The 23,944-nt window shown below is 42.4% G+C and carries 18 protein-coding genes; 12 read left to right on the plus strand and 6 right to left on the minus strand.

The window, feature by feature from the left end; translation table 11 throughout:
- Window positions 1-203 precede the first annotated feature (203 nt).
- Complete coding sequence (locus NMG48_RS20470) at window positions 204-632, minus strand: hypothetical protein (RefSeq protein WP_271253245.1); 429 nt, start codon at window positions 630-632, stop codon at window positions 204-206.
- 120 nt (window positions 633-752) lie between these two features.
- Between NMG48_RS20470 and NMG48_RS20475 the strand changes: the two genes are divergently transcribed.
- The gene (locus tag NMG48_RS20475) at window positions 753-1,238 is read left to right on the plus strand and encodes an FHA domain-containing protein (RefSeq protein ID WP_271253246.1); all 486 of its coding nucleotides are present in this window, start codon (window positions 753-755) and stop codon (window positions 1,236-1,238) included.
- A gap of 139 nt (window positions 1,239-1,377) precedes the next feature.
- Window positions 1,378-3,423: an FHA domain-containing protein gene (locus NMG48_RS20480; protein WP_271253247.1), complete on the plus strand. Its 2,046-nt coding sequence runs from the start codon at window positions 1,378-1,380 to the stop codon at window positions 3,421-3,423.
- Between the two features lie 60 nt (window positions 3,424-3,483).
- On the opposite strand, the gene NMG48_RS20485 is transcribed toward NMG48_RS20480, so the two are convergent.
- Both NMG48_RS20485 and NMG48_RS20490 read right to left on the minus strand, forming a co-directional pair.
- Window positions 3,484-4,584, minus strand: coding sequence for a DUF1517 domain-containing protein (locus NMG48_RS20485; protein WP_271253248.1), 1,101 nt, complete (start codon window positions 4,582-4,584; stop codon window positions 3,484-3,486).
- 109 nt (window positions 4,585-4,693) lie between these two features.
- A complete protein-coding gene (locus NMG48_RS20490) occupies window positions 4,694-5,476 on the minus strand; it encodes an ion transporter (protein ID WP_271253249.1) in 783 nt (260 codons plus the stop codon).
- 189 nt (window positions 5,477-5,665) lie between these two features.
- Here NMG48_RS20490 and NMG48_RS20495 point away from each other — a divergent pair, with 189 nt between their 5' ends.
- The gene (locus NMG48_RS20495) at window positions 5,666-6,445 is read left to right on the plus strand and encodes an MlaE family lipid ABC transporter permease subunit (protein ID WP_271253250.1); all 780 of its coding nucleotides are present in this window, start codon (window positions 5,666-5,668) and stop codon (window positions 6,443-6,445) included.
- A gap of 34 nt (window positions 6,446-6,479) precedes the next feature.
- Here the strand turns inward: NMG48_RS20495 and clpB are convergent, their stop codons facing one another.
- On the minus strand, window positions 6,480-9,101 hold the full coding sequence (gene clpB, locus NMG48_RS20500; protein WP_271253251.1) for an ATP-dependent chaperone ClpB: 2,622 nt from the start codon (window positions 9,099-9,101) through the stop codon (window positions 6,480-6,482).
- A gap of 1,105 nt (window positions 9,102-10,206) precedes the next feature.
- On the opposite strand from clpB, the gene aat reads away from it, so the two are divergent.
- The 4 genes from aat to ilvC all read left to right on the plus strand — a co-directional run bounded on the left by aat (window position 10,207) and on the right by ilvC (window position 14,435).
- Entirely contained in the window at window positions 10,207-10,788 is a 582-nt protein-coding gene (gene aat / locus NMG48_RS20505; protein WP_271253252.1) for a leucyl/phenylalanyl-tRNA--protein transferase, read from the plus strand.
- Between the two features lie 111 nt (window positions 10,789-10,899).
- Window positions 10,900-11,664, plus strand: a complete 765-nt coding sequence (locus NMG48_RS20510) for a Uma2 family endonuclease (protein WP_271253253.1) — start codon at window positions 10,900-10,902, stop codon at window positions 11,662-11,664.
- A 42-nt stretch (window positions 11,665-11,706) separates the two neighbouring features.
- Entirely contained in the window at window positions 11,707-13,119 is a 1,413-nt protein-coding gene (locus NMG48_RS20515) for a serine/threonine protein kinase (RefSeq protein ID WP_271253254.1), read from the plus strand.
- A 320-nt stretch (window positions 13,120-13,439) separates the two neighbouring features.
- Window positions 13,440-14,435 (plus strand): ketol-acid reductoisomerase, encoded by a 996-nt coding sequence (gene ilvC / locus NMG48_RS20520; RefSeq protein WP_169365266.1) that lies wholly within the window; start codon window positions 13,440-13,442, stop codon window positions 14,433-14,435.
- A 43-nt stretch (window positions 14,436-14,478) separates the two neighbouring features.
- On the opposite strand, the gene mrdA is transcribed toward ilvC, so the two are convergent.
- Complete coding sequence (gene mrdA, locus NMG48_RS20525; protein WP_271253255.1) at window positions 14,479-16,305, minus strand: penicillin-binding protein 2; 1,827 nt, start codon at window positions 16,303-16,305, stop codon at window positions 14,479-14,481.
- Between the two features lie 158 nt (window positions 16,306-16,463).
- Here mrdA and NMG48_RS20530 point away from each other — a divergent pair, with 158 nt between their 5' ends.
- The 3 genes from NMG48_RS20530 (at window position 16,464) to NMG48_RS20540 (ending at window position 20,102) form a co-directional block, all read left to right on the plus strand.
- Window positions 16,464-16,901, plus strand: a complete 438-nt coding sequence (locus tag NMG48_RS20530) for an ATP-binding protein (RefSeq protein WP_271253256.1) — start codon at window positions 16,464-16,466, stop codon at window positions 16,899-16,901.
- 193 nt (window positions 16,902-17,094) lie between these two features.
- On the plus strand, window positions 17,095-19,368 hold the full coding sequence (locus tag NMG48_RS20535; RefSeq protein WP_271253257.1) for a RelA/SpoT family protein: 2,274 nt from the start codon (window positions 17,095-17,097) through the stop codon (window positions 19,366-19,368).
- Window positions 19,369-19,511: 143 nt separating this feature from the next.
- Entirely contained in the window at window positions 19,512-20,102 is a 591-nt protein-coding gene (locus NMG48_RS20540; protein WP_271253258.1) for a Uma2 family endonuclease, read from the plus strand.
- Here the strand turns inward: NMG48_RS20540 and NMG48_RS20545 are convergent.
- Window positions 20,095-20,802: an ROK family protein gene (locus NMG48_RS20545; protein ID WP_271255297.1), complete on the minus strand. Its 708-nt coding sequence runs from the start codon at window positions 20,800-20,802 to the stop codon at window positions 20,095-20,097. The genes NMG48_RS20540 and NMG48_RS20545 overlap by 8 nt on opposite strands.
- Before the next feature lie 198 nt (window positions 20,803-21,000).
- Here NMG48_RS20545 and NMG48_RS20550 point away from each other — a divergent pair, with 198 nt between their 5' ends.
- Window positions 21,001-21,216, plus strand: a complete 216-nt coding sequence (locus tag NMG48_RS20550; RefSeq protein WP_271253259.1) for a hypothetical protein — start codon at window positions 21,001-21,003, stop codon at window positions 21,214-21,216.
- Between the two features lie 178 nt (window positions 21,217-21,394).
- On the plus strand, window positions 21,395-23,884 hold the full coding sequence (locus tag NMG48_RS20555) for an NACHT domain-containing protein (protein ID WP_271253260.1): 2,490 nt from the start codon (window positions 21,395-21,397) through the stop codon (window positions 23,882-23,884).
- The last annotated feature ends 60 nt before the right edge of the window (window positions 23,885-23,944 follow it).

Genomic DNA, 23,944 nt, shown 5'->3' on the forward strand with positions numbered 1-23,944 from the left:
ACATCTATGTTGCTGTGTTTAGTTTCTCAAAAAAATCTGATTATTGCATCAGCAAAATAGCTTATCTAAGTAGCTGGGCGTAATTAAAACCCAAAATCAAACCCAGTAGCTCACGCGCAGCGTGAGCTACTGGGTTTGGGGCTTTATATTTAATTGCACCCAGCTACTTAAGAACAGGGGGTGTAATACATCCCCTGTTTGATTTAGAGCCATTCTCCTCCATGAAATCGCCAACGGGGAAAGATGACTCGCATGATCGTTTGAGAGGCAGTAAAGACAGCTAGCCATATACATATGTAATGTAATAAAAATTTGTCGAAGGGAAGGTCTGAGTTGAGCCAAGGTAATTTCAAGACATTACCGAGTAGAAATTTAAAGGGAACATAAAAGAAAAAAGCTTCCCAAATCCCTGCGGATAATTGCCACAATGCTGACCAATCATGATCCCAACGTATTTGCTGGAGTAGATTGTAGACAATATCCCAAATACATCCTAGAACTGCAATACATAGTAAAACTTGAAAGTAAATCGAATCACCATTGATCAGAGAAAAGGGAATGGTAATGAGTACTCCCAATGTTGCCAAAAGTAAAAGGCGAGTTTGCCATCGTCCAAGTAATGTCGGAGTCATGGAAATTAATGTTCGGTCTTTCCGATAAGATGTTTGTATTCTCGCCTTCGGCGAGAATACAAACATCTTATCGGAAAGACAGGAAAACGCTATATTTAGGATCAAGCATTAAGGGCAATTATGTCTGAATTAACACTGGCTTGGGTGGAAGCTGGCCTTACTAAAAAATATAAAATTGGTCTCACGATGGTGCGGGTTGGGCGTGACCCTGCAAGGTGTGATTTAGTTTTATCAGATCCCACAGTGTCAGGCTTGCATGTGGTGATTTATTTTGACCCGCAGAAGCGAAAATTTTGGCTTAGGAATATGCGTGAATCCAATCCGCCAGTCGTTGACGGTAAGCGGTTAGTGCAGGGAGAAATCGAACTTCAGCAAAATAGTGCGATCGCATTGGGACATCAAATTTTGCAAATTACGGAAATCGTCACTCAATCTCCCCAAAAATCTGTACCAACTCCTCATAACAATCCCGAGCAAGCCTATGGATTGCAATGTCCAAATCTCAAATGCGCTAAGATTTCGAGCTATGACAAGATAACCCTCGTATGTCCTTGGTGTGGTACTTCCTTAGCTGGCGCTGCCAGTAGTATTTTGCCTCTTGCTTAGGGACATACAGGGAAATAAGGAACCGATTTTTTGTGGCGCGGCGAAGCCGCGCCACAAAAAATCTGGTTCCTTATTAAATTGCAGAACCCTTAGGTAAAGAATTGCGATGTAAATCTCTTAACACATCATTTTGAATAACATGCAAATTTTTGTTCAGTTAAGTTGGCTGGAAATCAATACGAATCAGCAGCAGAGCTTACAGTTGAGTTTACCGATCGCGATTGGCAAGGAGCAAACTTCTTTACCAAATGACCTTGATGGAAATCAGGTATCGCCATTAGTGCTAAGCGATCGCTCGGTGTCGCGATATCATGCTTTGCTGGTATTCGAGCAGGGTAACGTAGTAGTAATTGATCAAAATAGTACCAATGGGATTTTGGTAAATGGGGCATTAATTGAACAGGGGATGGGATTACGGAGAGTGCTAGCGAGTGGAGATCGCTTAACGATTGGACGCTATGAAATTGCGATCGCCTTTGATTTGCCATCAACGAGTCAAACGATTATTACGGGATCGCCCCATAATTCATCAAGTAATACCGTTAAGCTCTCTTCTTCTGTTCCGACAATTCTCTTTCATCCTGAAACGGGATTGCTCCAGTCCGAGGCAAGTCCAGCTAGTTCACAGCCTGTTAATACTGGACAAAGCCTAGAATCTACTCAAACATTCCCTCCCGATTTCTTTCAATTACCGAATGTAGAAGTTCAATCTTTGTATAGTTTGGGGCTACCAGTACATGAGACAACCTACGGAGCGCTCGGTGGCGGATTAGGAAGTTATATCTGGACTGACTATTTGCGGATTTTTGGTGTGGGGGCGGATCAGATTGTTGCCCTTGGTTTGGAGCCACAACCCTATGCTCGATATAAGAGACTCTGCCTTAATTCGCAAATTCCTTTACATGAAAGACTGCGCTCTAATTCCGATTCCTGTCCCGATAATATTTGGGGATTTCCTAGTTACGCATGGAGAGAGGCATGGCATGACTTCACTCACTGTAAGGTTGACACAGCTTTGAGATATCTCTGGCAAGTCTTTGCTGAGCCTGATTTAGCCGAAACCTATACACCGCGATCAGGCAATGTGTTTGATTCCATCGATCGCGAAGCGAGCCGTATTGGGTGGGACAAAATCTATCGCTATGGAAGAGTACGTTCCCTTCGCAAAACTACCGATGGACGCTATGCGATCGCCTATTCTCTAGGACGTGGGAATCATGCTTTTTTAGTCGCCAAATATCTCCATTTGGCGATGGGCTATGCGGCGATTCAGTTTTTGCCAGATTTACAAGCCTATCGCAGTGAAACCGAGGATTTCCGAGCGGTGGTAAATGGCTATGAGGAACATGAGCATATTTACGAGCATTTACAAAATCATGGTGGTACGGTGTTGATTCGTGGACGTGGCATAGTCGCTTCGCGGATTGTGCAGCGTATTTATGAAGTACGACAGCGATCACCACAGCAAAAAATTAATCTCTTACATTTAATGCGATCGCCCAAAGCCCAAGGCAATAGCTACGGACGCGCCCGCCGCACCGTGGAAAATCATTACGAATTTCAGCCCTTCAACTGGCCCAAAGCTTGTTGGGGTGGAGATTTACGCGCAGTGTTGGAAGAAGCTGATCCACAGACAAGGCAAGCTTTGCTCAAGGATTGGGGTGGAACGACGACAGCCGATCGCCATGACTGGAAAAGGATCGTGCAAACAGGGCTGAATGAGGGTTGGTATCAGATTACCTTTGGTGATGTGGAGAAGGTGGAACAACTGAGCGATCGCCGTACAGCCACCTACATTCGTCCGCGTCAAATGGAAGGAGTCTTGCAATTAACGGCAGATTTTATTATTGATGCGACGGGTTTAGATGCGAAGGTGCAGACTAATCCTCTATTCGCTGATTTACTCGATTGCTATAACATTCCTATCAATGCTTTGGGACGATTGAGTGTGACTAATGATTTTGAAATTGCGGAATTGCGGAATAACGAAGGAAGGGTATATGCCGCAGGAGCCGCAACTTTAGGAGGTCCCTATGCGGCTGTTGATAGCTTCTTGGGTTTACAGTTTGCAGCTTTGCGATCGGTTGATAGTTTGGTAAAAGCTCACGCTCCCCAGTTACAGCATCTCAATGGATGGAGTTCTGTGGCGCAGTGGTTTAAATGGGTGAGAAATCAGTCACCCTAATAAATTGCGAGCGATTGATTTAGGTAATGATAGGCGGCGCTTCGCGCCGCCTATCATTACCTAAATTTGGATCATGTCGGTGTACTCGGTGAGTAGCTCGTCGTAGGTGAGACTATCGGAATCTGCTTGGGGAGACCAGAGCAGCTCAAATACTAATAAATGACTTGCAGGCATAGAAGCGATCGCTTCTAAAGCGGTGCGTAGCTCTTGAGTATTTCTAATTTCGCCAAAGAGTGGCTTGTCATGCTCTGTGCCGATCAGCAAAGTGACCACAATATATGCCGATGGGTCTTTATCAGGTGAAGCGATCGGTGCTTGGCGTTGAGAAACTCTACCACCGACATTGACTAAAGATTCGTGACTAAATTTACTACGTTCGGCGAGGGAAAGTTTTTGAAAAATCCCTTCAGCCTGATCACGCTTTACCGATTGAGAACTACTGCAAACATGAGTCCAATTTTCGGGAGTGCGAATCAATGCGAGGGCAGATTCTTGTAATAGAGTCAGTAAGCCTTCGGAAGTATCCGTATCCACTTCTAGGCTTAACTCAGTTAACCGAGATTGGACTTCACGCGCTTGAGACAGGAGCGCCACTTGGAGCTTAGTAACGGTAACAGTGTCATTCTCTAACTCTTTGGCAACATTAGGCTTAGATCCAAAAAATAGCGCTCGAATAATAAAGTAAGTAATCGTACCGCCAATTAGTAACAGAATTAGCCAGACATACCAAGGCGTGCCAGATGAACTAGAGTTATATGACGAGTAGGAATTAGAGTTGGAATAGTTAGGACGAGAATAACCATTATCAATAATTACAGGAGCAACGATGGTATTACCTGATGATGGTCGCTGATTGGAGCTAAAGGAATCTTTATCAGGTGAACTGCTGGGGCTTGATGGCGATGATGAACTAGATGAATTGTTGGGACTGGAAGTTTTAGATGTGCTGCTAGAACTGGAAGGTTTGCTACTAGAACTTGAGGGTGCTGAACGAGTAAAAGATCCGCCACTGCTGCGTCCCGCACTACTTCTAGCGTAGGCTTGTTGATCTTGCTGAAGCAATGTATTTAGCTGGCGATCGCTATACCCCAGAGCGATCGCCTGAATTGTCGCAAATGTCAGTAATGTAGTAGCTAAAAAATGGAAGCTGGGCTTACGCATAGTAATTGCATAAATAATGGTAAACAGTAAAAATAATTAGGACTATCTCAAATTTCTCTATTGCAAAGATTGGACTCATACTGCGCCTCTAGAATTCCATCATAGCAAATTAAATCTTAGTCCCACATACCTTGCAAAACTGAGCGTCGGCATCATGTAAAGATAAGCCACAACCAGAGCAGGTAATATCCTTCATTTCACCAATACGATCACTTTGATTAGCAGTTTTAATCAAGCGCTTAAACAGTTCCCCTAACTGTACAGGAATGAGGGCAATCCCCGTAAGCACCATGATTACAGTTGTCAATTTTCCTGCATCAGATTTGGGCATCACATCGCTATAGCCCACGGTTGTCATTGTAAAAATGGAAAAATAGAAGGCATCAAGGAAATTATGAAATTTGGGATTAGTCGGATGTTCGATCTGGTAAATCAATCCTGAAAAGACAAAGACGATCGCAAATAGCGTAAACAGTATTCTCAATAAAATCGCGATATCTTCGGTCTTGTTGACAAATAGCGATCGCGATTCCACTAAGCGAATGAGACGCAAAATCCGAAACCACCGCAGAAGCCGAATGAATGCTACATCGATCGCGCCTAAAAAGAATGGCAAAATCGCTAAAAGATCGACAATTGCATAGAGGCTAAATAAATATTTCAGCTTTTCCTCAGCGCACCATAGACGCAGAAAATATTCAAATACAAATATCCCCAGAATGATGTCATCTAGTAAATTGAGGTGATAGCGCGTAACATCAGGAATTGGGTAAGTTTGAGCGACAAAGCTGGTGGCGGAGGCAAGAACGAGGAAAGCGATCGCAATATTAATTAATTTGCCAATCGGTGTGGCAAGGTCATCAAGATAAAAGCTGATTTTCTGTCTTAGCATGAATCTCCTATGATTATGTCGATGTACTTAGAATGAAAACAATAAACTTTGTGCTACTACTAAGTAGCTAGGCATAATTAAAAAATAGAACCAAAAGCTGTGGCGCACGCTGCGCGTGCACCACAGCTTTTAGGGTTTTATTTAATTGCGCCCAGCTACTTATTTGAGATGACATAGGAAAATTAGGGCATGGGAAATTTTGGTAGCTGGCTAATTAAAGTGGGGCAAAGTTGTCTCCTGATCGGACAAATCATTACCCATATTTTGATCTATCGACGTTTCCATTGGCGCAATACAATTGAGCAAATGTCCATAGTTGGCACAGAATCACTGCTGATTACCTTGATTACGGCTTCCTTTGTTGGTGCTGTATTTACGATTCAAGTAGCGCGAGAATTTATTAACTTTGGCGCTCAACAGGCGATCGGAGGAATTTTGGCGATCGCTTTAGCCCGTGAGTTAATTCCTGTATTAACAGCCGTAATTATTGCAGGTCGGATTGGTTCAGCTTTTGCAGCGGAAATTGGCACGATGCAGGTAACTGAGCAAATTGATGCGCTCTATATGCTACGCACCAATCCCATTGATTATTTGGCGACTCCCCGTGCGATCGCCTGTTTGCTAATGCTGCCAATCTTGACAATTTTAGGCTTTTTAACAGGTATGGCGGGCGGATTGTTTCTCTCGCAAGCGATGTATGCCATTTCCCCAACGATGTTTCTCAATTCTGTTCAGAACTTACTCAAGCCTTGGGACTTAATCGCTGCCCTCATCAAATCCAGTATCTTTGGTGTCCTAATTGCTACGATTGGTACAACATGGGGATTAACGACTACAGGTGGGGCAAAGGGTGTCGGTGAGTCTACCACCACTGCTGTCGTTACGGCTCTACTTTCTATCTTTATTAGTAACTTCTTTCTATCATGGTTATTTTTCCAAGGTATTGGCTCTAGCTTAACCGCAAGATAGTCATAGAGAAGGGGCGCAATGCGCCCCTTCTCTTTTAAGAAACAGTGATTAGATCTCCAGAAAGTCGTCTGAAGGCAAGACGCTCATTTTCGATATCGACAAAAATTGTGTCGCCATCAGTATAGTCACCACGCAAGATTCCCTTCGCAATTTGAGTTTCTAGTTGACGCTGAATGATCCGTTTGAGTGGACGCGCACCGTATACAGGGTCATAGCCAACTTCCGCAATAAAGTCTAGGGCAGCATCGGCAAGTTTGAGGGTCATGCGGCGATCGCCTAAACGTTGTTCTAAACGCTTGACTTGCAGCTTAACGATACGGCGCAATTCGTCACGGCGGAGAGCATGGAAGATTACAATTTCATCAATACGGTTAAGGAATTCGGGACGGAAGCTAGAGCGCATCGACTCCATCACGCGATCACGCATTTCTTCATACTTAGAGTCATCCCCCGCAATATCGAGAATGAATTGCGAACCAACGTTGCTGGTCATGATGATAATCGAATTCTTAAAGTCAACGGTGCGACCTTGAGAATCAGTAACACGACCATCATCGAGGATTTGCAGCATGATGTTAAATACATCGGGGTGGGCTTTCTCAATTTCATCAAAGAGAATTACGGCATAGGGACGACGACGCACGGCTTCAGTCAATTGTCCGCCTTCCTCGTAACCGACATATCCGGGAGGTGCGCCGACTAAACGGGAAACGCTGTGTTTCTCCATATATTCAGACATATCAATCCGCACCATCGAGTCTTCGGTATCGAAGAGATAGGCAGCAAGGGCTTTAGCAAGTTCAGTTTTACCGACACCCGTGGGACCTAAAAAGATGAAGCTGGCGATCGGACGGTTCGGATCGGCGAGTCCTGCCCGCGATCGCTGAATGGCATCGGCGATCGCTGTTACTGCTTCCTCTTGTCCAACGACGCGATCATGGAGAACATTTTCCAATTGCAAGAGTTTTTCTTTTTCCGATTCCACCAGCTTGCTAACGGGTATACCCGACCATTTAGAAATGATTTCAGCAATGTCTTCTTCGGTGACTTCTTGGCGCAATAGCGATCGCCCTGACGTTTTGGCTTCTTCGAGATTGACCTCAGCAATTTCTAATTGACGTTGTAAATCGGTAAGCTTGCCATACTTGAGTTCGGCAGCTTTATTCAGATCATAGTCACGTTCCGATTGCTGAATTTCGACATTGACATGCTCGATTGCTTCCTTCAGTTTGCGGATATTATCGATTACCTGTTTTTCAGCTTCCCACTGAGCCTTGAGGGTGGTTTGTTCTTCCTTTAAGTCGCCCAGTTCCTTGTTCAGTTTTTCGAGACGATCTAGGGACTCACGATCAGTTTCCTTTTTTAGAGAGAGGCACTCCATCTCTAGCTGAATCACCTTACGATTGATTTCATCAAGGGCTTCAGGTTGAGAGGTGATTTCCATTTTTAACTTCGCCGCAGCTTCATCGACGAGATCGATCGCCTTGTCTGGCAAAAAGCGATCGCTAATATAGCGATTAGAAAGGGTTGCCGCCGCTACCAGCGCCGTATCCGAGATTTTTACGCCATGATGCAACTCGTAGCGATCGCGCAGACCACGCAGGATTGAGATTGTATCTTCAACATTTGGTTGATCGACATATACCTGTTGGAAGCGACGCTCAAGGGCAGCATCTTTCTCAATATATTTGCGATATTCATCGAGGGTAGTTGCACCAATACAACGCAACTCACCACGAGCTAGCATTGGCTTCAGCAAGTTACCTGCATCCATTGCACCCTGTGTTGCACCCGCACCGACTACGGTATGGATTTCATCGATAAAGAGAATAAATTGTCCACTTGATTCAGTCACTTCCTTGAGGACAGCTTTTAGTCTTTCCTCAAATTCACCGCGATATTTTGCACCAGCAATTAGTCCACCCATATCGAGGGCAATCAACTTACGCCCCTGTAAAGATTCAGGAACATCACCACTGAGGATGCGTTGGGCTAAACCTTCAGCGATCGCTGTTTTACCCACACCCGGTTCACCAATTAGGACAGGATTGTTTTTGGTGCGGCGCGACAAAATTTGGATCGTGCGGCGAATTTCATCATCACGACCAATTACGGGATCAAGCTTGCCCTCACGGGCTAATTCGGTGAGATCACGACCATATTTGGTTAATGCTTCGTATTTGTTCTCAGGATTTTGGTCTGTCACTTTTTGATTGCCTCGGACTTGCTGAATAATATTACGGAGCTTGGCTTCATCGAGTCCCATTTCTTGATATAGGGTTTTTCCGAAGCGATCATCTTTGCAATAGGGCAGCAAAATATGTTCGATGGAAATAAACTCATCGCCAAAACTTTTACGTTCCTTGTCGGCACGATCTAGTAATACATCTAAGTTTTTGCCTAGATAAACTGCACTATTTGAGCTAGATACTTTAGGCTGACGATTAATAAACTCATCAGTGCGATCGCGTAAACGCTGAATATTGATCCCCGCTTTGCTAAAAATACTTGATGCTAGCCCTTCTTCCTCTAGCAAGGATTTTAGTAAATGCTCTGGCTCTATTTGTTGTTGTTGGGCTGCTTTCACCACGTCGGGTGTCCTTGCGATCGCCGCCCATGCTTTTTCGGTAAATTGATTTGGATTAGTTGGTTGCATCGCGAGTTACCTCCTGTGGTGTTTAGACAAATTGAAAATTACAACTCAAGTACGACTTGAATGATGATTTATCGGTTATTTGCTTATCTGGGAATATCTTAGAGTGTCTAGATTTTTAGCGGGATCGGTTCTACCTTGCTAAAGAGTGCGTGTTTCCGTACCTATGGGGCTTTTAAAAAACTTTGTTACGCAAATGATATGTATTGATATAAAAAGAGATAAATCTATATAAAAATCAATATTAAAGAATCAGTAAATTTAATAAACAAACCAGCAATAAATAAGTGTCCAAATTAATAAATATGTTAATTAATATCGCCCAAAACAAATTGAGAATCACTTAAAGACTAAGTACAAATACTTAAGCTTTAAGTTTAGAGAATTAACTGTAAAGAAAATATTAAGTGATCCTGCAAGTGTCAAATTTTCGATCAAAATAGGATCATTCAAACGGAGCCAGCTTATATATAGGCTCTGAATTTAAATACAAACTTAATAAACTACTAACCAAATAAGTGGTTTCTCAGAGCAAATGGTTATTTATACCTAGCTTCAAGAAACCACTTATTTTTATGCAAATTCTTGATAATTTCATTTTAACTGGTATTAATTTTGTCAATTAGGGATAACCACACCAAAAATCCCAGTATTTTTACTCACTTATATGGGGATCTAGGGCTATCAAGATTTTGAATGTGGGTATTTAAACTTAGGTAAAATAGCTGGCTGGAATTATAAAGAAAACATTAAGCGATCCCAGTTTTTGATCAAGATCTTGCAGAATATAAACATTCAAACGGAATCGGCTAATTTAAAGATTCTGAACTTCAATACCAAATTTAAGAACAATTTATAGAAATAAATGGTTCACTCTAGATAAGTAATTCTACTTAAATTGAGTGAGCCATTTATTTTTTTGACCGTTTTCGCTTTGGTAAAAGTCTTATATTTTTTATGCGCTAATTGATGTAAATACTGAGTAGTTTTTCAGCTAATTGTCTGCTTTCGCAGATGAGGATTAGACAAAAAACTATGTTGATTTGTAAAGAGACTTTAAAATAGATTGCAATATTAAATTCTTTACTTGCGAGCTGGAAATCTATTTGTGGAAAGATTTGATATCCGCAGCGTTATTGACGGTTATAGCCAAGGCTACTTTTTGATGGCCGAAGGTGATGGGCAGCCGATTGAGTGGTATTACACGAATGAACGCACCTTGATCCCCCTTGACGATCGCTTTCGATATCCCAAATCTTTGCAGCGGGCAATCAATCAAAATCGCTTTGAGGTCAAAATTGATAGTGCCTTTGAGCAGGTTGTAGAAGGCTGTGCTGATCGCGAAACGACATGGATCTCCAACGAACTGCGATCGCTATATTTTAATTTGCACCAAGCAGGTTGGGCGCATAGTTTTGAGACATGGCAAGGAGACAAGTTAGCAGGCGGAATTCTGGGGATCGCCATTCGTGGCGTATTTATTGGTGAGTCGATGTTTTTTAAAATTCCTGAAGGCTCGAAGGTGGCAATGGTGAAGTTAGTAGAGCATTTGCGATCGCGGGGTTATGGTTTATTTGATGCTCAGTTAATGAATCCGCATTTAGCAAGATTTGGAGCCTATGAAATTGACGATCAAAGTTATCAAAATCTATTACAAAAAGCATTAACTAAATCTTGTGTTTTTGTATGAATAAACTATTGGGCATCCCGCTTAGCGGGATGCCCAATAGTTTGGGTTTAATTAGTCGCGATCAATCTGAATCTCTCTATAATTAAAGTTAAGTTCCTCCCCGTGAGACCTATGGTAGCTATCACCGATCAGCGATCGCAACCTCAAATCACCAACCAAGTACAGGCTGTCATCCCCACAACCTCAGAAATTGTCTATCCCAGTTCCGATAGAGAACCCTTGGCAGAAACCCAACAACATGTTTTAGCAATTCTGATGACCCTTGCTCTCTTGAGACTGTATTTACAGGATCAGCAAGCGGTGGTCTTTGCCGATCAATTTCTCTATTACATTGAGGGCAATCCCAGAGCTAGAGTTGCACCTGATGTGATGGTAGTTTTCGATATTGAGAAACGACTCTATGATAATTATAAAATTTGGGAGGGAAAGCAAACTCCTGCAATTATCTTTGAGGTAACATCCGCAGGGACAAAAGAAGTAGATTGGAACTTTAAGAAGACGCTATATGAGCAATTAGGGGTTACGGAATATTGGCTATTCGATCCCTATGGTGAATGGGTTGCCGAAAAGTTGCAAGGTTTTCGACTGAATGAGGATGATATATATAAGCCCATCAGCGACAATTGCAGCCAAGTTTTGCAACTAAGAGTACAAGCTGAAGAATATCTGATCGTTTTTTACCGTCTCGATAATGGAGAGAAGTTGCTCACTCCTGAAGAGTTATACATCGCCGCGCAGGAGGCTAATCAAAGAGCAGAAACGGCTAATCAAAGGGTAGAAGTAGCTAATAAGCAGGCGTTACAGGAAAAAGCACGGGCTGATCGGCTTGCAGAGAAGCTACGGCAGTTGGGTGTTGATTTAGATGATGAGATCTAACTACAACACAACATCTGAATAATATTGATTTAGGGAAATTTTGTGACAGAACTACATCAAACTGGGGAAATAGTTCAAGAACGTTATCGTATTTCTCATGTTTTGGGACAGGGGGGAATTGGTATCACTTATGCTGCTGAGGATTTGCAAACGGGCGATCTCGTTGCACTTAAGGCTTTATCGCTGCGGCGGATGAATGAATGGAAAGTATTAGAGCTATTTGAACGGGAAGCCAAGGTCTTAGCCCAACTTGATCATCCTGCTATTCCCCGTTACCTAGACTATTTTCAGATCGATCATCAAAGCGATCGCGATTTTTACATCGTGCAGCAATTAGTAGAGGGGCGATCGCTTGCACAGGAAATTGCCAATGGATGGCATGGCGGCGAATCTGACATTAAACAAATTGCAGAACAAGTTCTTGATGTATTGATCTATCTCCATGAACTGAAGCCACCCGTAGTACATCGCGATATCAAACCCCAAAATCTAATTCGGCAACCCAATGGCAAAATTGCCCTTGTTGATTTTGGTGCAGTGCAAGATACCTATCGCAATACCCAAATAGGCGGTAGTACGATCGTTGGGACTTATGGCTATATGCCGCCCGAACAATTTCGTGGAAAGTCATTACCTGCCACCGATCTCTATGCACTCGGTGCAACAATTTTATTTTTACTGACAGGGCGATCGCCTGCGGACTTGCCTGAGGTCAGATTCAAAATTAACTTCCGTGATTCTGTGGATATTTCACCGCACTTTGCCGATTGGCTCGAAAAAATGATCGAACCTGCGATCGAGGATCGTTTTAGTACTGCCAGACAAGCTCTTAGAGCTTTACAAACCCCTAAAAATTTACCACCCATCGAGCAACGCATTAAGGCTCTTGATATTCAGCATTTACTCAATCAAACAGGCGATCGCCCAGTTTCTCAACGTCGCTATGAAAAGCCCCTCGGTAGTCGGATCGAACTGAAAAAGACTGACTATTTTTTAGAAATTGATATACCACCAACAGGAGGGCGAGGTGAAGGTGTCAGTTTATTAATATTTGCAATTTGCTGGAATGGCTTTCTGGTGTTTTGGACATCCTTGGCTTCGAGAGCAGGATTTTTTGCCCTATTCTCGATACCATTTTGGCTTGTGGGTATTGGCATGGCTTATACGGCTTTATCAACGGTATTTGGTAAAGTGCATCTTCTGATCGGCGATCGCAATTTCAGTCTTGAATGGGATATTCTCGGTGCAAAGCGACGTATACAGGGTAAAACTCAAGATTTGCGCCCCCTAGAGCTAAAGAGTTTTTATGAAGTCAACAATCAACCTGTCATGCAGTTATGCCTAAATCAAGGTGTCTATTCCCACAAATTTGGGTCGGGTTTGAGTCGAGTGGAAAAAGAATGGCTAATGCAAGAAATTAATGACTTTTTAGAAATATGGCGATCGCAGCATTGATAACCCATAGACAAAAGCAGCGCTTTGCGCTGCCTTTGTCTAAATAAGACTATAAATTTAACGCAGTGCGGGGCTTTTAGAGAGGGTTTGCTACGCAAACCCTCTCTAAAAGCCCAAAAGTAAAAGCCTTGCTTAGCAAGGCTTTTACTTTTGGGCTTTTAACATTTGCCAGCTTAACCCGAACTGACGTTAAATTTATTTCTTTAGAGGGACGATTTTTGTTAGACTAGAAAAAGTGTTTGAAGCCAATTGACAATAAACCTTACAAACCAACTTTCACTCTACACTTATTTAATTCTTGTCTCGGAGATAACCACACTATGGCTCGGATGTACTACGACACGGACGCAAATCTTGAATTTTTAGCGGGTAAGACGGTCGCAATTATTGGCTACGGTTCTCAGGGTCACGCCCATGCCCTCAACCTCAAAGATAGCGGCGTGAATGTCATCGTGGGGTTATATCAAGGCAGTCCCTCATGGCAAAAAGCAGAAGCTGATGGTTTGACCGTTAAGACCGTAGCTGATGCGTCGGCAGCGGCTGACCTCATTATGATTCTATTGCCTGATGAAACTCAAAAAGCAATTTATGCTACCGAAATTGCACCAAACCTGAAAGCAGGGGACACCCTAGCCTTTGCTCATGGTTTCAATATCCACTTCGCACAGGTTGTACCTCCTGCTGATGTTGATGTGATCATGGTTGCCCCTAAAGGTCCTGGACACTTGGTACGCCGCACCTATACCCAAGGTCAAGGCGTTCCTGCATTGTTCGCAGTCTACCAAGATGCTTCTGGTCAAGCACGCGATCGCGCTATGGCATATGCCAAGGGTATCGGCGGCACTCGCGGCGGTGTTCTCGAAACCACCTTCCGTGAAGAAACCGAAACCGACCTCTTCGGCGAACAAGCAGTACTTTGCGGCGGTTTATGCGCTTTGATCAAGGCTGGTTTTGAAACCCTCGTTGAAGCTGGCTATCAACCCGAACTCGCTTACTTTGAGTGCTTACACGAAGTTAAGCTGATCGTTGACTTGGTGGTTGAAGGCGGTATGTCCAATATGCGCTATAGCATCTCCAACACCGCAGAATATGGCGACTACACCCGTGGACCTCGCGTCGTTAATGCCGAAACCAAGGCAGAAATGAAGAAGATCCTTTCGGAAATTCAATCTGGTCAATTTGCGCGTGAGTTCGTTCTTGAAAACCAAGCTGGTAAGCCCGGATTTACCGCAATGCGTCGTCAAGAAGCTGAGCATCAAATCGAGTCCGTTGGTAAAGAGCTACGCTCCATGTTTAGCTGGTTGAAGAAAATCTAGTTTAAACCAATTAAAAAAGGGCGGCACTGAGTGCCGCCCTTTTTTAATTGGTTACTTTTGGAACTGGGGGATTATTTGGTGAATTGCCTTGCTTTTTGATTTGCATATAGGCTTCTACCGTCTGAACTGCGAGAGGAGCAGCGATCGCGCTACCACCACCACCACCAGCATTTTCTGCAAATACTGTCACCACAATTTCAGGTTTCTCGAAGGGGGCATACACAGTAAACCAAGCATGGTTAGGACGTGGTGGATCTTGTGCCGTACCAGATTTACCAGCCATCGCAATTTCCGCAGAACTTAGAGATGAAGCCGTTCCAAACTCAAATACTGATTTGAGAGCTTTTTGTAAGGCTGCTAAATTGGTTGGAGATATATTTAGGGACTGTTTCCATTCCTTAGCATCATTATCTTCAAGGAGCAAATGCGGTCTGATCTTAAAGCCGCCATTGGCGACCCCAGAGGTCATCATCGAAACCTGCAAAAGATTGGCTTGGACATCACCCTGACCAATCGACATATTTAGGGTATTGCCCACATACCAAGGTTCGCCCACCACTTTCTGCTTCCACTCTGGATCGGGAACTGTACCTTTAGTCTCTTCCTCTTTAATTTCAATGCCCGAATATTCGCCATAGCCATACTTATGTGACCATTCAGCAAGAGTCCTTTCACCCACTCGCATGCCGACCTGACCAAAGAAGGTATTACTGCTATAGGCCATCGCCTCATAGAAACCAATCGTGCCAAAGCCTGCCTTGTTATGATCCCAAAACTGGAAGCCTCCCACATCAAGGTATGGATAGGTTGGTAAGACATCATTTGTTCCAAAAGCTTTACTCTCTAAAGCCGCAGTCATCGTCACAACCTTAAAGGTACTTGCGGGGGGATATACCTGTAGAGTGCGATTGACAAAGGGGTGATCTTTTTCTTGGAGTCGTTTCCATGTTGCTTCAGAGATTTTGCCAGAGAATAAATTGGGATCAAAAGCTGGATGACTGACCATTGCCAAGATTTCGCCATTGTTAGGATTCATCGCCACGATGCCGCCCTGCTGCTCCCCTAAAATCTTCTCAACGGCTTTTTCTAAATCGAGATCGATGGTTAATTTGACAGCATTTCCTGCTTTGGGTGGCTTTTGACCTAAAATTCGCAATACCTTACCAAAGGCATCAACTTCTACCTGTTGACCACCCCATTCACCACGCAACATCTTCTCAAAGGCATACTCTACACCTGCTTTACCAATCACATCCCCCGGACGATAGCCTTTTTCGCGCAATTTGGGCAACTCTTCGGCGGTTAGTTCTCCTGTATAGCCAAGCAAATGGGCAGCCATATCGCCATTGGGGTAGTAGCGTACTGCTTCTGGCTCTACCTTTACCCCTGGTAATTCGAGGCTATGCTCTGAGAGAACCGTCACAAGTTTAGCGCTAATGGCTGTGGAGACTCTGACTAAATTGGGTGAGTTATACCCCTCTTGTTCTAACTTATCGGTAATGTTTTGGGCGGGAACTCCCATCAACTCTGCTAAACGATTAATGATTGGTTCCCATTTTTCTTTGGATTGGGCAATTGGCCAAAGATAAACCACATGGGCTAACCGACTAGATGCAAGAATATTACCTTTGCGATCAAACAGACGACCACGCTCAGGTGGTTTGGCAATGAGCCGAATCCGATTATTTTCTGCAAGTTGTTGATTGAGATCGCCCTCAATTAGTTGTAAATAAAATAGTCGCCCCCCTAAAATTCCCAGCAGCATCAATACGCCCAGCAAAAATAAAATTGCGGCTCGCATCCCCTTGCCCATAGTGCGCATGTTTTCGGTGGGATTAAAGGGAGAAGTTTTGCGTTGCGTAAAGGTCATACTTCTTTGGAAAGATTTTTTCGCTAGAATAGGAAGTATTACTATTGTATGGCGATCGTGAATTTAATGAATTCCATTGTGGGCTGGTTACAGGGTAAATTCTTGCAACCGAAACCACATCAGGCTATAGCAGTTATTCTCAGAGGAGCTAAAAGGGCGTGATTGTGACACCTGTCCGTCCCGTGGGACGTAAGTGGAGTAATCTCAGTTTTACTTCAACTCTCTATCTTGCCCCAGTGCTGGACTTGTTGCTTGACGAAGTACCGTCAGAATGGCAGCCAGAACTACGGCTTGGTTTACAAGAGGCTTTGGTAAATGCAGTAAAACATGGAAATTCTCTAGATCCATGTAAACAGATCACGGTTAAATTTTCGATTGTGTCGCAAATGTACTGGTGGATCATTACTGATCAGGGACTTGAACCACAATCTTCTGAAGTTGGAAAAGATGAACCAACTCCATGTCATGACTTGGAATGTGGTAGAGGCTTTTATATACTGCGCAAGATTTTTGATCATGTGCAGTGGGATAGCGATATTCATCGTTTAACTTTATGCAAAAAGATCGATCGCTTAAGTAAGCCGATGATTGTTTAATATCTAAAAATTGGCAGTTTAGGCAAGTTTTACCCCTAATTCCTTGGGATAAATGCTATATCTTTATGATTTTTTAATATTTTTGCTGTTATTTAGTGCAAATCTAAAGACAAAGTAGCATAGTTGACATAAAGTTTAAAATAAGGTTATGGAAATCTTATATAAATATCTCTGCTAAGGGGAACTTGAACCAATGACTCCGATGACATTATTAGCTGAAGCTCCAGTAGAACGTCTAGGTCAGTCTCTAGATTATGAAAAAGCGCGAAAATGCGATGAAGTAGTGGGTGCGTGGATTCCAGAATGGTTGCGGTGTTGTTGGGAAAAGTCACAGAGGGGAGATAACTTAGAGAATGAGGATGTTGTTTGTCGCGCTTTAGACTTTGCCTATCGGCTGCATGATGGTCAATGCCGCGCTTCGGGGGAGCCATATATATTGCATCCGATCGCAGTTGCTTCGATTTTGAAGGATTTAGGTGGCAGCAATGCCATGATTGCCGCAGGCTTTTTGCATGATGTAGTTGAGGATACTGAGGTATCTTGCGAGCAAATTGAAGAAAAGTTTGGTAAAGAAGTCAGGCAGTTAGTTGAAGGGGTCACGAAGTTATCAAAGCTGAGTTTTGAGAGTAAAACTGAAAGTCAAGCCGAAAACTTTCGTCGGATGTTTCTGGCGATGGCACAGGACATCCGTGTAATCATTGTCAAGCTTGCCGATCGCCTGCACAATATGCGCACTCTGGAACATCTACGTCCTGAGAAACAAGTTTTAATTTCTAGGGAAACCAGAGAGATTTTTGCCCCTTTAGCTAATCGCCTTGGTTTAGGGCAGATTAAGTGGGAACTGGAAGATATCGCCTTTAAATATATTGAGCCAGAAAAATATCAAATGATGGAGTCTTTGGTTGCTGAGACCCATGAGAGCCGTAACGAGCAATTGGTGGAAGTAACCAAGGTATTAGGCGATCGCCTAAAAGCAATGGGACTAGAAGACTTTGAAATTAGTGGTAGACCCAAACATCTGTATGGCATTTACCGCAAAATGGAACGCCAACAGAAACAATATAACGAGATTTACGATATTCAAGCGGTGCGGGTGATCGTCAATAGTAAAGAGGAATGCTATCGCGTTCTCGCGGTTGTCCATGATCACTTTTGCCCAATCCCCGGACGTTTCAAAGATTACATTGGCTTGCCCAAGCCGAACCGCTATCAGTCTCTACATACTGCGGTAATTGGACCAAAGGGACAGCCTGTAGAAGTGCAGATTCGCACATGGGAAATGCACCATATCGCTGACTATGGGATTGCGGCTCATTGGAAATATAAAGAGAGCAACTCTACGAGCAAGCCCCTCAAGGGAGATGACCAGAAATTTACTTGGTTGCGTCAGTTGGTGGAATGGCAGCGCGAACTGAAAGATCCTCAGGAATATTTAGACAGCGTCAAGGAAGATTTATTTGATAGTGAGGTTTATGTCTTTAGTCCCAAGGGCGATGTGTACTGTTTGCCAAGGGGTGCAACTCCTGTAGATTTTGCCTATCGGGTACATACAGAAGTGGGGAATCATTGCTCAGGCGCGCTAGTCAATAGTGTGATGGTTCCTCTCCATCGTCCCCTTAAGCATGGTGATATTGTTTCGATTCTGACGCAAAATAATGCCCACCCTAGTACTGACTGGATTAATTTTGTCGCGACCAGTTCCGCAAAATCTCGAATTCGGCAATGGTTTAAGCGATCGCGTCGTGAGGAAAATCTTGCCCTCGGTCGCAGTGCATTAGAGCGAGAATTGGGCAAAAATGGCTTAGAAGCTCTGCTCAAATCCGACCAGATGCTCAAACTTGCTGAGCGATGCAACTATCACACCGTTGAAGATTTGATCGCAGGAATTGGCTATGGCGAAACGTCGGTTAATGCTGTTGTTAATAAATTGCGGGAGCATCAGCATAGCGAGCGTTATATCAATCCCCAAAAATATGAAGCTCGCCATGAGCCTAATCATAACCACAATTCTAAATCGCCAATTTTAGGACTAGAGGGAATGGTTTACTCGATCGCAGGCTGTTGTGCGCCTCTCCCTGGGGAAGCAATTACGGGAGTTGTGTCTTTAGGTAGTAATCGCGGGATTACGATCCATCGCAATGATTGTAATAATTTAGCGAGTATCCCTAGCGATCGCCTTCTGCATGTGGCATGGAATCAGCGCAAAGAGAATGATCAAGTTATCACCTATCCCATTGATATTCGCGTAGAAACCATAGATCGGGTAGGTGTACTACGAGATATTTTGACTCGCCTCTCCGATAACAAGATTAATGTCCGTAAGGCAAATGTGCAGACCAAAAAAGGTAAAGCGGCAATTATTGATTTAAGTATTGATATTAGCGATCGTCACCAATTTGATCGTGTTTGCAATCAAATCAAAAAAATGTGTGACACCCTCTCTGTCTCGCGACTTGTTACCGAATAATTCAAAAAATTTCCTGATTACTTAGTTCCAGAAAGTTTAGTTTCTCTCCCAAAGGCGAGGAGTTTAAACCGTAATTCACTAAGCTGGAAAACGCTATAAGCAGGGAATTTCTTGCCTAAGCTATTTTATGGGATTAAACAATCATGAACTTTCAAACCCTCGATCTCAGCCCAGTAATTACGCTGACTCGCGAAGAGTTTATCAAGCTTTGTGCGGCAAATCCTGAAATGAAACTAGAGCGTACAGCTAAAGGAGAATTGATCGTCATATCCCCAACAGGTGGTGAAACTGGTAGTTTTAACTCAGAACTAAATTATGAACTTGTTGCGTGGAATCGGTCTTTAACTAAAAATCAAACAATTGGTAAAACCTTTGATTCATCAACTGGGTTTAGTTTACCGAAGGGTAGCGATCGTTCACCTGATGCTGCATGGATTTCCTTGGCAAAATGGGAATCGCTTACTCCTGAGCAGCGCAAAGGATTTTTACCTATCTGTCCTGAATTCCTCATTGAGCTTTTGTCTCCTAGTGATTCATGGAAACAGGGGCAAGTAAAAATGGAAGAATATATGGACAATGGTTGTCTTTTGGCTTGGTTGATCGATCCAAAATATAGACGAGTTGCCATCTATCGCCAAGGGCAACCCGTTGAGATTTTGGATAATCCCCAAACTCTTTCTGGAGAAAGTGTCTTACCAAATTTTGTTTTAGATATTGGTACTATGTTTAGCTAAATCGCCATAAAGCTAATCCACCGATCAATCCCAAGTCGTTAGAAACGATCGCGACTTTATTTGATAAGTTTGGTGGTAGCTCAACTTTAACTAAGCGTGAATTACCACCACCTAAATATATTTTGTCGAAATTAAATAACTTATAAAGTGAGGCGATCGCTTCAGCTAATTGGATATTCCAAATCTCAACACCAATACGATCTAGTGCGGCTTGCCCCAAACAATCCTCGTAGGTATCGCGATCGCGAAAAATATGTTGACCGAGTTCTAAATTAGGAAGTAACTTCCCATCGAGAAAAAGTGATGATCCGAAGCCAGTACCCAGAGTAACTACTAGCTCCACGCCCTGCCCTGAGATCGCGCCACAACCCTGTACATCCGCATCATTGGCAATCCTAATTGGTTTACCCAACTTATTCTGTAATACTTCAGCTAAGTTAAACCCATCCCAATCAGGATGTAGGTTAATAGCACCCCTTGTGATCCCATTTTCGACAACGCTTGGAAATCCGATGGCGATCCGATCATAATCGCCCTGTATATTAATCAAATCAAGTAACTGGGAAACGATTATATCGGGAGTTGCGGGATGGGCGGTAGGAATTTGAGATCGCTCTGAGGCGGCAGTTCCATCGTCTCGCAATATGATTGATTTGATACTACTTCCACCCACATCTATCGCTAAGGTCAATAAACTCACTTCAGTCAAAGTTCTCTTAATAAGTAATATTATTGATTAAAGCAATTTGCGATCACATTACAGCACTTTATGCTGTATCTAAATCCAGATAATTTTTAGAAAATCTTGTAATACAAGCTTTTCTAAAAGCTACCTGCAAAGTCTTTTAGTTGTGAAAGACTTTGCAAAAACATGATTCAAACATGAGGAATTAGAGCTATGGTTGTAGCATTGATGCTAAGAGCGTCGTCAGAAGTCCTTGTTATTGCAAAGGATGCACTCACCCGTAGTGGCTATGATACTTTGCAGTTGGCAAATGATCTTGGCATTGCAGTGCAATTAGTTGAGAACTTTTTGAATGGAGAAATTGTTGACCGTAATACCTATAACCTAGTTTGTACAAAATTAAACTCACTTCAGTCAAAGTTCTCTTAATAAGTAATATTATTGATTAAAGCAATTTGCGATCACATTACAGCACTTTATGCTGTATCTAAATCCAGATAATTTTTAGAAAATCTTGTAATACAAGCTTTTCTAAAAGCTACCTGCAAAGTCTTTTAGTTGTGAAAGACTTTGCAAAAACATGATTCAAACATGAGGAATTAGAGCTATGGTTGTAGCATTGATGCTAAGAGCGTCGTCAGAAGTCCTTGTTATTGCAAAGGATGCACTCACCCGTAGTGGCTATGATACTTTGCAGTTGGCAAATGATCTTGGCATTGCAGTGCAATTAGTTGAGAACTTTTTGAATGGAGAAATTGTTGACCGTAATACCTATAACCTAGTTTGTACAAAATTAAATATTGCATTAGATTCTCATCTAGATAAACTTTCAGAAACTTTAGATGATAAGGTAGATGCAACTTCTACATCTACTAATATAGAGGAATCTAGTAATGGTTATAGTATTTCTCATAATGAAGTTCCATCATCTATAAACTTAAGTGATTCTAGTCTCTCCTCTGAATTGAATCAGGATTTAACTAATAATTTATCTCTACCATCCTCTAACGTGAATCAGGATATACAAGAGGATCTACTAATAACATCTAATCAATTTGTTCAAAAACTACGTCAAAAGATCTCTTTTAGTTTGATTCGTCAATGCGATCGCCTTAGAGTAATTGATATCAATAGTCCACTTTATTTACATGACCTATATACAGATATTGAGGTATTTACTAATTTACCCAGTAGTCAATATCTAGATCTTAATGAGACTTTTGCAAATATTCCTCCCGAACAATATGATCGCTTTTATTTAGCAAAACTCCATCCACCATCAATTCCTGCAAATCAGGCTGTAGAGGAATATAAGAAAATTTTGTTGGTTGGAGGAGCGGGTATAGGTAAAACCACATTAAGCAAATATTGGGCTTTAGCAAGTATTACTGACCAAGTTTTGCCTGATTATTTACCTGTGTTTTTGCCATTGCGATCGCTAGTTGATCTACATAATTTTCATAGAGCAGATTCTTTAAATAATCCATTTGCATGGCTCAAATCTCAAATTACCCACTATGGATTATCTGGAGATGTATTAGATGGATTATCAACTAACAATGTACTAGAGCAATTATTAAATGAGGGGGATTTTTTATTGCTTTGGGATGGCTTAGATGAAATACCCGAAGTTTATCGCGCTGAAGTTGCTCAAAAAATCTTAAACTTTAGCGATTGCTATCCCAAAAATCGGATGGTCTTTGCTACCCGCAATCCTATCTATGGACATATTCTCGAATCATTTCAAACCATAGAAATTGCCCCATTTAACCATACTCAAATCGCTGAATTTGTAAGTAAATGGTTTCACACAACCTCTGTTCAATCAACTAAAAAAAAGGACAAGTTTCAGCAACTACTTACTACTAATCAGCCTTTAGCAGAACTTGCGACAAATCCTCTATTACTAACCCATATTTGTACCGCCTTTAACAGTTGTGAATATCTCAAGCCCAACTTTTATCAAGAAATCTTAAATCTGTTACTCAGTAAATGGGAACAGACGAAATGTTTACCCAGTTCTCCACAGCAATCCTTATCAACTTCTCAGAAGCAGGATTTACTGTCCTATGTTGCGATCGTCTCTTTGGATCGTCATGGCTACATTTGGCAAAACAATGAGCTTGAGGATGACTTTCAAGCATGTATAAATGCCAGTCGAAGTTTATCCCATGTTGCAGTTGATCGTGATCAACTTTTCGAGATGCTTAAATGGCAACATAGCTTATTAATTGAATCTGCCAAAGGTATTTATAAACTCAGTCATACAACTTTGCATGATTATCTTGCTGCCTATCGCATCGCCAATAGTAATCCTGCGGCTGCCCAAAAATATTTACTAGATCGCATGTATCTCAATCGCTGGCATGGGGTGATTGTAATGACAATAAGTATTTCCCAGCAAGCTGATCGCACGCTAACAATGATGAAGCGAAAAATTGATGAGCTTGTGGTCAAAGATCCTCACCTCCAATCATTTTTGTCTTGGGTAAATCAGCAATCGATTCAAATGAAGACTCCCTATAAGGCGGTGACAATTCGAGCTTTATACCTAGATATTGATTTGGAACATACGCGATCGCTAGATCGTGCAAGAGCATTAGATATTGCCCATTCGCGATCGCTAGAACGAGCAAGAACTAAAGCCTTGGGATTCGACAACACCATGGAAACAGAGGTAGATATTGACTTTACGATTAATCTTGCTCTCAACCTTGACTTAGCCTTATATTTTGCCAACCATCGCATTTTGGAACTAGCCTGTATCCTTGAGCCAGATCTCCATAAGGGATTGCAATTTTTACGGCAGAAATTTCCTGATCCTTACAAAGATCGCGAGAAATTTTCTAAGTGGTGGCAGTCTAAAGGCTTAGATTGGTCAAAAAAATTACGCAGTCTCATCGTGCAACATCGCAAAGGCTCCCAAGAATGGCAGTTTAGTGAAAATCAACTCAAAGTATTGCGAACATATCACGATGCCAATAAGCTTTTAGTGGAATGTCTCAATAATGCTGAGTACGTCAGCCCATTAGTTAAAAATCAAATTGAGTCTACTTTGCTATCTCCTCAAGGAGAATATTCTATTTTGCAGTACTAAGATAAGCATGCATAATTTGCTTGCAGTAGTTAGAGGCTTTTCTAGAGCGTTGCACAACTT

Origin of the sequence: Pseudanabaena sp. Chao 1811, from assembly GCF_027942295.1 — a bacterium.
In the GTDB taxonomy this organism is placed as follows: Bacteria; Cyanobacteriota; Cyanobacteriia; order Pseudanabaenales; family Pseudanabaenaceae; genus Pseudanabaena.

Coding starts and splice junctions, on each gene's coding strand:
- NMG48_RS20535 (WP_271253257.1), top strand. CDS start 17,095: ATGACTCCGATGACATTATTAGCTGAAGCTCCAGTAGAACGTCTAGGT.
- NMG48_RS20485 (WP_271253248.1), bottom strand. CDS start 4,584: ATGCGTAAGCCCAGCTTCCATTTTTTAGCTACTACATTACTGACATTT.
- mrdA (WP_271253255.1), bottom strand. CDS start 16,305: ATGACCTTTACGCAACGCAAAACTTCTCCCTTTAATCCCACCGAAAAC.
- NMG48_RS20510 (WP_271253253.1), top strand. CDS start 10,900: ATGGTAGCTATCACCGATCAGCGATCGCAACCTCAAATCACCAACCAA.
- NMG48_RS20475 (WP_271253246.1), top strand. CDS start 753: ATGTCTGAATTAACACTGGCTTGGGTGGAAGCTGGCCTTACTAAAAAA.
- clpB (WP_271253251.1), bottom strand. CDS start 9,101: ATGCAACCAACTAATCCAAATCAATTTACCGAAAAAGCATGGGCGGCG.
- ilvC (WP_169365266.1), top strand. CDS start 13,440: ATGGCTCGGATGTACTACGACACGGACGCAAATCTTGAATTTTTAGCG.
- NMG48_RS20470 (WP_271253245.1), bottom strand. CDS start 632: ATGACTCCGACATTACTTGGACGATGGCAAACTCGCCTTTTACTTTTG.
- NMG48_RS20540 (WP_271253258.1), top strand. CDS start 19,512: ATGAACTTTCAAACCCTCGATCTCAGCCCAGTAATTACGCTGACTCGC.
- NMG48_RS20490 (WP_271253249.1), bottom strand. CDS start 5,476: ATGCTAAGACAGAAAATCAGCTTTTATCTTGATGACCTTGCCACACCG.
- NMG48_RS20480 (WP_271253247.1), top strand. CDS start 1,378: ATGCAAATTTTTGTTCAGTTAAGTTGGCTGGAAATCAATACGAATCAG.
- NMG48_RS20555 (WP_271253260.1), top strand. CDS start 21,395: ATGGTTGTAGCATTGATGCTAAGAGCGTCGTCAGAAGTCCTTGTTATT.
- NMG48_RS20550 (WP_271253259.1), top strand. CDS start 21,001: ATGGTTGTAGCATTGATGCTAAGAGCGTCGTCAGAAGTCCTTGTTATT.
- NMG48_RS20495 (WP_271253250.1), top strand. CDS start 5,666: ATGGGAAATTTTGGTAGCTGGCTAATTAAAGTGGGGCAAAGTTGTCTC.